The 10,223-nt window shown below is 65.3% G+C and carries 11 protein-coding genes and 1 pseudogene; 5 read left to right on the top strand and 7 right to left on the bottom strand.

Going from position 1 to position 10,223, the window contains the following annotated elements; all coding sequences use genetic code 11:
* Both HUK84_RS05565 and HUK84_RS05560 read right to left on the bottom strand, forming a co-directional pair.
* Window positions 1-600: FAD/NAD(P)-binding protein (locus HUK84_RS05565; RefSeq protein WP_246285433.1), on the bottom strand; the 600-nt coding region annotated here is incomplete at its 3' end.
* A gap of 8 nt (window positions 601-608) precedes the next feature.
* Window positions 609-1,589 carry a LysR family transcriptional regulator gene (locus HUK84_RS05560; protein WP_176639384.1) on the bottom strand — a complete coding sequence of 327 codons (981 nt, stop codon included), beginning with the start codon at window positions 1,587-1,589 and terminating at the stop codon, window positions 609-611.
* 180 nt (window positions 1,590-1,769) lie between these two features.
* Here HUK84_RS05560 and HUK84_RS05555 point away from each other — a divergent pair, with 180 nt between their 5' ends.
* Complete coding sequence (locus tag HUK84_RS05555; RefSeq protein ID WP_176639383.1) at window positions 1,770-2,240, top strand: Lrp/AsnC family transcriptional regulator; 471 nt, start codon at window positions 1,770-1,772, stop codon at window positions 2,238-2,240.
* A gap of 244 nt (window positions 2,241-2,484) precedes the next feature.
* Entirely contained in the window at window positions 2,485-3,468 is a 984-nt protein-coding gene (bla, locus tag HUK84_RS05550) for a class A beta-lactamase (protein ID WP_246285432.1), read from the top strand.
* A gap of 165 nt (window positions 3,469-3,633) precedes the next feature.
* Here the strand turns inward: bla and HUK84_RS05545 are convergent, their stop codons facing one another.
* Both HUK84_RS05545 and HUK84_RS05540 read right to left on the bottom strand, forming a co-directional pair.
* On the bottom strand, window positions 3,634-3,963 hold the full coding sequence (locus HUK84_RS05545; RefSeq protein ID WP_176639382.1) for a hypothetical protein: 330 nt from the start codon (window positions 3,961-3,963) through the stop codon (window positions 3,634-3,636).
* Between the two features lie 488 nt (window positions 3,964-4,451).
* Window positions 4,452-4,724, bottom strand: coding sequence for a hypothetical protein (locus HUK84_RS05540; protein ID WP_176639381.1), 273 nt, complete (start codon window positions 4,722-4,724; stop codon window positions 4,452-4,454).
* A 223-nt stretch (window positions 4,725-4,947) separates the two neighbouring features.
* On the opposite strand from HUK84_RS05540, the gene HUK84_RS05535 reads away from it, so the two are divergent.
* Together HUK84_RS05535 and HUK84_RS05530 are read left to right on the top strand one after the other, a co-directional pair.
* Complete coding sequence (locus HUK84_RS05535) at window positions 4,948-6,354, top strand: carbohydrate porin (RefSeq protein ID WP_176639380.1); 1,407 nt, start codon at window positions 4,948-4,950, stop codon at window positions 6,352-6,354.
* Window positions 6,355-6,519: 165 nt separating this feature from the next.
* A complete protein-coding gene (locus tag HUK84_RS05530; protein ID WP_246285431.1) occupies window positions 6,520-6,876 on the top strand; it encodes a GNAT family N-acetyltransferase in 357 nt (118 codons plus the stop codon).
* Window positions 6,877-6,977: 101 nt separating this feature from the next.
* Here the strand turns inward: HUK84_RS05530 and HUK84_RS05525 are convergent, their stop codons facing one another.
* The 3 genes from HUK84_RS05525 to HUK84_RS05515 all read right to left on the bottom strand — a co-directional run bounded on the left by HUK84_RS05525 (window position 6,978) and on the right by HUK84_RS05515 (window position 9,616).
* Window positions 6,978-7,844: a hypothetical protein gene (locus tag HUK84_RS05525; protein WP_176639378.1), complete on the bottom strand. Its 867-nt coding sequence runs from the start codon at window positions 7,842-7,844 to the stop codon at window positions 6,978-6,980.
* The gene (locus tag HUK84_RS05520; RefSeq protein ID WP_176639377.1) at window positions 7,841-8,833 is read right to left on the bottom strand and encodes a ferritin-like domain-containing protein; all 993 of its coding nucleotides are present in this window, start codon (window positions 8,831-8,833) and stop codon (window positions 7,841-7,843) included. The genes HUK84_RS05525 and HUK84_RS05520 overlap by 4 nt, the downstream gene beginning before the upstream one ends.
* Before the next feature lie 108 nt (window positions 8,834-8,941).
* The gene (locus tag HUK84_RS05515) at window positions 8,942-9,616 is read right to left on the bottom strand and encodes an ATP-dependent Clp protease proteolytic subunit (RefSeq protein WP_176639376.1); all 675 of its coding nucleotides are present in this window, start codon (window positions 9,614-9,616) and stop codon (window positions 8,942-8,944) included.
* Window positions 9,617-9,820: 204 nt separating this feature from the next.
* Between HUK84_RS05515 and HUK84_RS05510 the strand changes: the two are divergent.
* Window positions 9,821-10,223: pseudogene (locus HUK84_RS05510) on the top strand (hypothetical protein); the annotation flags it as partial.

Here is a 10,223-nt window from a genome sequence, read left to right as displayed (position 1 = left end):
CCCGTCCCGTCCGGTCGCCAGCACCAGATGCCGGCACAGGACGCGCTCCTCCACGCCGGCCCGCCGCACGGTCAGCGCCAGCAAGCCGCCGTCATGCGCCGCGACCCCGGCCAGTTCCGTCTCGTTCTGCACCGGCAATTCCAGAATCCGCCGCAGCCAGCCCAGATATTCCATCCAGGTCTCGCGCGGGATCCGCACCAGCGCGCTCCAGGCATCGGCGCCGAACCGCGCCTCGTACCAGGCGCGAAAGGTCAATGACGGCAGGCCCATGCACGGCCCCGGCAGGGTCTTGGGCGAGCGCAGGGTACGCATGCGGGCATAGCGCACCCATGGTCCCTCGCGCCCCGCCGGTTCGCGGTCATAGACGATTTGGTTCCGCACGCCATAGCGCAGCAACGTGCCCGACACCGTCAATCCGGCCATGCCGCCGCCGATGATGACGACATCGCGCACCACCTGTCCCTCCAGGCGCCGTTCCGGCACCCAGCTCTTCGCCGGCAGTTCCAGCCAGTCCAGGTCCTGCCGTACCCGCTCTTCCAGCCGGTCCAGCCCACCTGCGATCTCCGCGGGGCCGCACGGCTCCGCCATCATGGTCGTCATGGAATTCTCTACTCTCGCACAGGATGTTCGCCGTACAGAGCATCTTCCAGCAGGTCGGCGCTCAATGTCTCATGCAGGCGAAAATCGGGAAGAAGCCGCTCGGCCGCCGCCAGGACGGCATCGGAAAACATCGCCAGGGCCGGCGACAGGGGACGCGACGCCCCCGCGATGGCCCCGAAGAAAAACGGAATCCGCGCCTCCAGCGGGCGCAGCACCAGGTCGCGGAACGGCATGCCATAGGCCGTCGCCGGATCGACGATCGCCACCCCCAGCCCCTCGCGGGCCAGCGCCAGCGCCGCCGCCCCGGTATTGGTGTCCAGGACGGTCCTGGGCACGATCCCCGCCGCCTCGAACACCCGGTCGATCCGATAGCGCAGCTTGAACGGATTGGACATGGTGATCAGCGTGCGGTCCAGAAAGGATGCAAGCGGAATCACCATTTTCCTCGCCAGCGGATCATCCCGGCGCAGCGCCGCCACGCTGGGGGATTCGCCGATCCACTTCACGTCCAGCCCCGGATAGCTCAGCGGAAAGCTCGCCAGGCCGAAATCCGCCGCCCCGGCCGCCACCGCCTGCGTCACCCGGTCCACCACCGTCACCTGCACGTGCAGGGCCTGCGGCATCATCTCGGACGGAATGCAGGCCAGCGCCGGCGGCACCAGGCTGACGGCCAGCGACGAAATGGCGCTGATCTCGAACGACGGCGCCCGTCCCCCCGCGATCGCTTCCGCCCGCTCGCGGACATGGCGAAAGGTGCTGACCAGCCGTTCCGCCTCCGGATGGAACTGCAGCGCATGCTCCGTCGGCGAAATCCGCGGACCGTTGCGCAGGAACAGCGTAAAGCCCAGCACGCTTTCCAGTTCCTGGATCAGGCGCGACACGTTCGGCTGCGACCGGCCCAGCAGCCGCGCCGCCCCGGTGATCCCGCCGGTCGACATGACCGCGCAGAACGCTTCCAGTTGCTTGAAATCCAGCGTGTCCATCGTCATGGACCAAGCCTATGTCCATCGCCGGCCGCGCCGCAAGCCGAAAATGCCCATACGGCATGATTCTTGCATTGCTATCCATTTTTGGAATGATAAGCTGACCCCGGATGTCACAGGGCCCGATCAGCGATGACCATTCCGGATCTCCCGCCCCATAGCCGCCGCCCGCAACAGGACCGCCCCATGCTCGACGAACGTGACAGGCAGATCCTCAGGATCCATCAATCCGATGCCTGCATGCCCCTCTCCGAACTGGCCGAACGGGTCAACCTGTCGCAGGCCGCCTGCTCGCGCCGCCTCGCCCGCCTCCGGCAGGACGGCTATATCAGGGGCAGCCTGCTGCTGCTGAACCAGGCGCGCCTCAATTTGCCCACCACCATGATGGCGGTGATCAAGGTCGCCAATCATACCAAGGACTGGCCGGACCGGTTCCGCAGCGCCGTCAGCGACATCGACGAAATCGTCGAAGTCCATCGCGTCACCGGCAATTTCGACTATATTCTCAAGATCGTCCTGCCGAACGTCGAATATTACGACACGATCTACAAAAATCTGATATCGCGCCTCGAGATCCACGAAATATCGGCCTATATTTCCATGGAGACGATCAAGGACCGGAAGAGCCTCCCGGTCACCCACCTCCCCTCCTCCTGACGGCCGGGTCGCGCTTCGGTTCGGCTCCCGACGTTCCGCCCGCCCCGGTTTCGGTCCCGCCCTCGGTCCCACGCACGGAAAAGGCTCCGGAATGCCGGATAGAGCAGATTCCGTTCGAACGGAATCGTTTGAACAGGAGAAGATGCTCGATAAAATGACAACGCAGGGCATGTCCGCCGAACCGGCGCTCAGTGGAAATGCTGTAGGAAAATGCCCTGTATGGATGGACGGGACGGATGAACGAATGAATGACCGCGGCAACCAGGCGGACATGCCGCCGCCCCACGCGGCCAAACCTGACGACAACGGGCCTGACGACAGTGGACCGGGCGACAGCGGGCCGGGCGACAGCCGGAAGCCCATCTCCCTATGCAGGCGGCGCTTCATGGCGGCGGGCATGATCGGCCTTGCCCCGCCCGCATGGGCGGGGCCGGCCGCGCCACCCGCCCTTGCGGACTACGAGCACGCAAGCGGCGGCCGGATCGGCGTCTATGCGCGGAACATGCGCACCGGCACCGAACTGGCCTGGCGGGCGGACGAGCGGTTCGTGATGTGCAGCACCTTCAAGGCGTCGGTCGCCGCCTGCACGCTGGCGCGCGTGGACCGCGGCGAAGACAGCCTGGCCGCCCGCGTTGCATTCGGCCCCGGCGACCTGCTCGAATACGCCCCCGTCGCGCGTAAAAACCTGGCGCGCGGCGCATTGCCGGTCGGCGAGATGTGCCAGGGCGCGGTCGAGTGGAGCGACAATACATGCGCCAATCTCCTGCTCGCCCGGATCGGCGGCCCGGCGGCCCTGACCCGCTTCTGGCGTCAAGCCTGCGGCGACACGATCAGCCGCCTCGATCATAACGAGCCGATGCTGAATCGTGCGCCGCCGGGCGACCCGCACGACACCACCACCCCGCGCGCGATGGCCGGAAACCTGCATCGCCTGCTGCTGGGGGACGTGCTCACCCCGGCATCGCGCGGACGACTCGCCGAATGGATGGAAAATTGCCGGACGGGCGCCAACCGGCTGCGCGGCGGCCTGCCGGCCAACTGGCGGATCGGCGACAAGACCGGCAATAACGGTCATGACGCGTTCGGCGACATCGCGATCGCGTGGCCACGGCCGGATACGCCCATCGTCATCTGCGCCTATACCCAGGGCGGCCACCCCGCACCGCAGGAGGTCGCGACATTGTTCGCCGCGATCGGGCAGGCCGCGGCAAGGCTCGCAACCACCTGAAAAGCCCCACCTGAAAGGTCAGCCCCGAAAAGGCCCACTCCGTCCGGTTTCGTCATGACGACGCACAACCGGTTCCCTTGGTTCAGGCCGCCCACCTGCCCCATGGACCGGCCAAGCGGCCGTACGACAGGCTCTCCTGTCCCGGACCCGACATCCTGTGGATGTCTACCCGCCCTCGCCCGGCGCCACGCGCAACGCCCGCGCGGCATGCAGCGCAACCACGCCGCCACGCCCTGGGCCACCACGCCCCGGCCCCGCCACTTGGTCGATCGCCACTTGGTCGATCGCCACCTGCTCGATCAGCGCACCGGAGTCCTGCCGCGCCACCACCCGCAGGCTGCTTGCCAGCCCCTCGACCATCTGCGCCAGGATGCGTGTGCGCCGATGCATATCCGATACCGGATATTGCTCAAGCTGCGCAGCGATCAGCGCCACGTTTCGCTCCAGCGTCTCCAGGCGCGTTTCCAGCGACGCATGCTCCATCACACCCTGCATGGCTTCCCCCATTCCCGTTCACCGTCGATTAAAGCGGAAAAGTTACTTTAAAATAAACAAACTCAATATCGCGCTATATAAATTCGATATCGAAAAAATAGATGGATCCGGCCGTAAAAAGCCGCGCCTTTGCCAACAGAACGAACAACAGGCAATATCCGTAGCGGCTCCGCCATCCAGGACATAACGTCGCAAAATGACAGGCCGGCCAGCCGGGCCAATAGACGACCTGATCGCTGACAATCCCTATTATCCTCATTTGTCCATCGTTTGTCTGTCTCAAAAACAGGGCGACAAGACAATTTTTTTTCACCAGGCAGCACAAATTGTCTTGCAATCCGTCACCACAGCCCGATCAGACGGGATGATCCGTCTTATCCACCCCGCTCCATCCGCCGCCCATCTCCGCCCCGGCCCGGGCATCCTTTGCATTACAGAAACAATCGACGCGAATCGCTGAAAGAAATTTCAGCCGGCCCACCGTCATGTCACGCGACCGCCGCGGGCGGGCTGGCCAAGCGGCCGACCGAGGTGAATGTCAGCCCGAGATCCCAGCCGATGACATTGACATAGGTCACCCATGCCCGGATCGGCGGGGTCTCCCCCTCCCCGCTGGATCGACGCCGCGCCGGCCAGCCCGCGCGGCATGGCCACGAGGCCGGTCCCACAGCAATGACGACCGTGCCGCGATGACCGGGCCAACCCCGCGCCTCCGCGACATGCGAGCCCCGGCAGGTCACCGGACGGTCACGCCGCTCCACAGCGGCAGATGCTCCACAGGGCAGATAAAGCAAATAAAATTGCATATGCTTTTTATTATAGCATGTTGAATATTTCATTCGCCCGGCATTAACTGCCGTCACCATGACCCATCCCCTCAACCTGCATCCCGGGATCACAGGGGCACGCATCCCAAGGCAACGCCACGCGAAACGTTCGCCCGCGCACGCAGTCTTGAAAGACCCGCCCTTGAAAGTCCCGCCCTTGAAACCCCCGTCCGGCAGCCGGCGCCGGACGGCGCTCCTCATCGGCCTCCTCACCTGCCTTGCCACGGGGACAGGCCGGGCCGCTCCCGCCGCGCCGACCGCCGCGACCGGGATCCCACCTGAAAACTCAGCCGGCACGCCATCCGAAAGCCGGGGACTCATCGACGGCGACGTCCTCGCGCTGCACGCGCAATCCACCTTCGTCTTCCAGGGGCATGACGGTTTCCACGCGCCCTATGGCGGGCCGCAGAGCCTCGACCGCGCGGCGCGCGGCAACGAAACCTGGGACGTCACGCTCTATGCCGGCCTGCATCCATGGCAGGGCGGCGAAATCTGGGCCGATGGCGAAATCGATCAGGGTTTCGGGATCAGCAACACGACGGGCATCGCCGGCTTCACCAGCGGCGAAGCCTACAAGGTCGGCCGCGCCGTGCCCTATTTCCGCGTACATCGCGCCTTCTATCGCCAGACGGTGAATCTCGGCGGCACGCCGGAACGCGACGCGTCCAGCCTCAACCAGTTCGGCACGATCCACTCCGCCGATCGCCTGGTACTGACGCTGGGCAAATTCTCGGTCACCGATATCTTTGATGCCAGCAGCTACGCCCATGACCCGCGCACGGACTTCCTGAACTGGACGGCCATCGACGCCGGCACGTTCGATTACGCCGCCGATTCCTGGGGATATACCGCCGGTATCGCCGGCGAATGGTATCAGGACCGCTGGACGCTCCGCTCCGGTGTCTTCCTGATGTCGAACACCCCCAACAGCCCCGATATCGACACCAGCTTCCACCAGGTCCAGGCCGACGAGGAAATCGAGGAACGGCACAGCCTCCTCGGGCGCCCGGGCAAGATCCTGGCCACCGCCTTCCTCAGCCACGCCCGCATGGCCGATCTGGCCGACGCGGTGCGCCTCTCCAGAAGGACCGGCCAGCCGGCCGATGCGGCGGCGGTGCGCCGTTACGGCAACCGCCCGGGCATCAGCCTGATGCTGGAACAGGGCGTCACCGCCGATTTGGGGATATTCCTCAGGGCGGGATGGGCCGACGGACGGTACGAAGCCTATGAATTCACCGATATCGACCGCAGCCTGGTCGCGGGGCTCTCCCTCGCCGGCTCATCATGGCACCGTCCCGACGACCGGATCGGCATCGCCGGAATGACCAACGGCGCCGGGCGACAGCTCAAGGCCTATCTCGCCGCCGGCGGCACCGGCCAACTGGTGGGGGACGGAAAATTGCCGCATCCTGGCGATGAACATATCGCCGAACTCTATTACGATGCCGCCGTCATCCGTCCCGTCCACGCAACGCTCGATTATCAATGGATCGGCAACCCGGCCTACAACCGCGATCGCGGCCCCGTCTCCGTCCTGGCCTTCCGCCTGCACGGACAATACTGAACGCCTCCCCCTGCGCCATCGCAATCCAGCACAAATCCAGGACACCCCATGAACGGCACCACATTTTTCCGGACGGCCGTCACCGCCGATATCGACCGGATCCGGACATTGGTCCGCGCGTCATACGCCAAATGGGTCCCGTTGATCGGCCGCGAACCCTGGCCGATGACCGCCGATTACGCCCACGCCGTGCGCGAACACCGCATCGACCTTCTCCTGCGGGGCGAGGACCTGGCCGCACTCATCGAGATGATTCCCCGCGACGACCATCTGCTGATCGAAAACGTCGCCGTCTCCCCGGCCTTTCAGCGACAGGGCCTCGGACGCACGCTGATGGCCCACGCCGAACACGTGGCGTCCACGCTGGGCCATAACGTGATCCGGCTCTACACTAACCAGCGCTTCGCCGAAAACATCGCCTTCTACCGTCGCCTCGGCTACACTATCGACGCCGAGGAACAATGGCATTCCGGTGTCATCGTGCATATGCACAAGTCGATTGCACCATCGGGCTTGGCGTAATTTCTGTTCTTTTTTGAAAAAAGAACCAAAAAACTTTTGAACGTTTAAGGGACTATTTGCTGGGCGTGCACAAGGCCCCTCAACGGACAAAAGTTTTTTGGCTACTTTTGCGCCGCCGCCCGTAAATGCGGCCGCCGCCGGTCCCACAGCCGCATCCCCCGCAGCGCCAAATCGGCCATCGCCGGCAGCAGGCGCGGCTGCATCAGGTCCGGGTCGAATTCCTTCATCCGCCGCGCATTTTCGCGATAGCAATCCTCGACGAATTGCTGGAACGAAAAATCGTCCAGAAACACATTGGCCTGCGTCACCGCGAAATCGCGCCCGTCATTGGGCTGCTGCCCGCGCCGCACCATCGCCAGCAATCGTCCCAATGCGCGCCCATAGAACCGCGTCGATTTCAGCGCCCGCCGCACCGCGCCCAGTCCGCGCCTGCGCTCACGCCACGCCATGTAATTGATGAAGAACACGATATGCCGCGTCTCTTCGAACATCAGGATGTCGAAGATCTCGAACAGCTTTTCGGGCAGGAAGTGCGACTGCCGCGCATTCTTGAACGCGCCGAATCCCAGGAACGCATCCAGGCATTCGCCGAACCCGAAATCGATGAACGCCGTCTCCAGATCGTCGGGAAAGGTCTCGATCGGCTGCTCGGCGGCATCGATCCCGTACCGGTCGATCATCACGCGGATCAGCCTGGCATGCCGCGCTTCCTCCACCCCCTGCAGCGCCACGGCCTCGCGCACCACCGGATCGTCGATCCGCGGGGTAAAGGCCGCGACGATCGCCCCCGCCCGGCGCTCGGTGTGATACACTTCCTGCCAGAACGGAATGGTGCGCAACCGCGCCAGTTCCTCCTCCGTCAGGTCGGGCCAGGGCAGCGTCTCGGGATCGAACACCTGATGCGTGTCGATGAACTGGCGGCAGAACAGGTCCTTATGGAGTTCCGACCCGGCCTCGATCGCGCTCACGCCGGCTGCTCCACCAGCGAATCCCCCGACGGCTTCTTCAGGAACATCCGGATGAACCGCGCCAGGTTCGGCGCCAGCTTCGGCCGCGCCAGGCGCGGGTCATAACCCGAAAACCGCCGGTCATTCTCCGACAGGCACAGATCGATCAACTCGCGCAGGCTCACATCCATGTTCGCGACGTCCTTGGCGCCCGTCACGGTAAAATTATTGTCCTGCTCCTGCACGTTGCCGTCCGCATCCATCGTGCGCGCCAGCCCGACGCGCTCGTACGCCAGGAACACCCACACCGCCAGCACACGCAGTTCGAACCATGGCCGCTGCCAGGCCGGCATGGTGGCGCGGTGCCAGGCCAGCCAGTTGGCGAACAGCAGGATATGCCGGCATTCCTCCTGCATCACCGGCTCGAACGTCTCGATCAGCTCGGGCGGAAAGAACCCCGAACGCTGCGCCAGCGCAAACAGGCCGAAGGCGAAGAAACTGTCCACGCATTCCGAAAAACCGGTGACCAGATAGGCCCATTCCGTATCGCGCGGCTCGATGTAGGGCGGCTCCGGCGCCATCTTGATGCCGTACGCCTCGACCAGCTTCGACAGCACCTCCTTGTGGCGGTTCTCCTCCCACGCGTTGCGTGAAATCGCATCCTTCATGTCCGGATCGTCGATCATCCGGGCATAAGCCGCCATCCGCAGCCGCGCCTTGCCCTCGGTCTGCACCGCGATGTCCCAGATCGGCAGCGACGTCACGCGCTTCAGCGTCTCGGGCTCCAGCTTGGGCCACGCGATCACCGACGGCTTGTACGGGTTGAAGGTGTCGCGGAACATCTCCGCCACGGCACGCTTGTGCTCGGTGCTGCCCGGCTTCAGCGGCCCGGGCACCGGGCTCGACCAATGGCGGGCATTGAAATCCGCCTCGGCAACGCTGCGCGGCGCGGCATCGGCCAGATTCCGCGCTTCCGGCAGGGAGGTATAGATATCGCTCAGAGAACTCATCGTACGCACGCTCGCTGATCGGACCGGCCTCCCCTCCGGCCGGAGGAGGAGGCCGCCGTTCCTCGGCGCCCCGCCCCGCATCACGGGACGCGGGGCGGTCCTGGTCGGTTATCGAATATCGGAGAGGTTGGAAATGACCCGGCTCACCAGGCCATAGGCGATCGCCTCTTCGGCCGACATCCAGTAATTGCGGTCGGTATCCTTGCAGACCTTGTCATAGGGCTGCCCGGTCTCGCGCGCGAACAGCCGGTTCAGCCGCTCGCGCATCTTCACGATCTCCCGCGCCTCGATGTCGATGTCGGTGGCCGGTCCCCGCACCCCGCCCATCGGCTGATGCAGCAGGAAGCGCGTATTCGGCAGGCAGAAGCGCCGCTCCGCATTGCCGGCGGCAAAGATCAGCGCGCCGGCCGATGCCACCCACCCCGTGCCGATCACCCGCACCGGGGCCACCGAATCGACGAAGCGGATCATGTCATGGATCGTGTCGCCACTCTCCACATGCCCGCCGGGTGAATTGATATAGACGTCGATCGGATGCTCCGACGCCCCCGCCAGCGCCAGCAGCCGCCCGGTCACGTCGCGCGCCAGCTTGTCGTTGATCGCGCCGAAGATCAGCACCTTGCGCTGCTCGAACAGCCGGCTTTCCAGCTCGCTGATCGGCGAGGACAGCGTCTTGTTGTCGCCGGGCTCCTTCGGTTCCGGGCCAGGGGGTTCGGGGATGTCGGGGCCATCCGGCTCCTCGTCATCCATCCGGATACGGTCCTTCGGCTGCATGCCGTTCATCATTCTCTCCCTGTATCCAGGACTGGTCTGCATCATCGTTCTATCCTGCGCCGCCTTCGTGCCGGTGCCAAGAGTGTGTTTGGCACCCCATCCCTCCGTCCCCGCCGCGGCCTCTCTCTCGCTAAACCCGTCGCGCCGGGCTAGAACGGCCCGACAGGCAGGGCGCGGCACGGCGCCGCGAACGGATATGGAGAGAAGATGGGTATGAACGCGCCGCCGCCAAGACACCGCGCCCAGCACGCGGCGGCCACCGCCATTTCCCCCGCCGGCCCGTCGAAATCCCTCCTGCCGAAATCCCTCCTTCTGGGGACCGTCCTGCTCGGCCTGGCCGGCTGCGGCCATCGCGACGCGTTCGACGCCACGATGGATTGGTGGCACCAGTACGAAGGCGGCGCGATCGCCCGCCAGCGCCCCCCGCCGCCCGGCGCGCACGATCCCTATCCGGCGGTCGGCCTCACCCCCACCACCCCGCCCGTCGTGCCCTCGGCCACCCTGCGGCAGAGCGTCACCGAAAGCCTGGTCGAACAACGCAACCTGGCCCATCGCCAGGGCGCCGAAATCGGCGCGCTGACCATCGCCGCCCCCCCGTCGCCGACATCGGCCAACC

The sequence above is a fragment of the Nguyenibacter vanlangensis genome, from assembly GCF_013376155.1.
GTDB lineage: Bacteria > Pseudomonadota > Alphaproteobacteria > Acetobacterales > Acetobacteraceae > Gluconacetobacter > Gluconacetobacter vanlangensis.
Note: the sequence above shows the minus strand (reverse complement) of the source record. Positions and strands in the feature narration are given on the sequence as shown.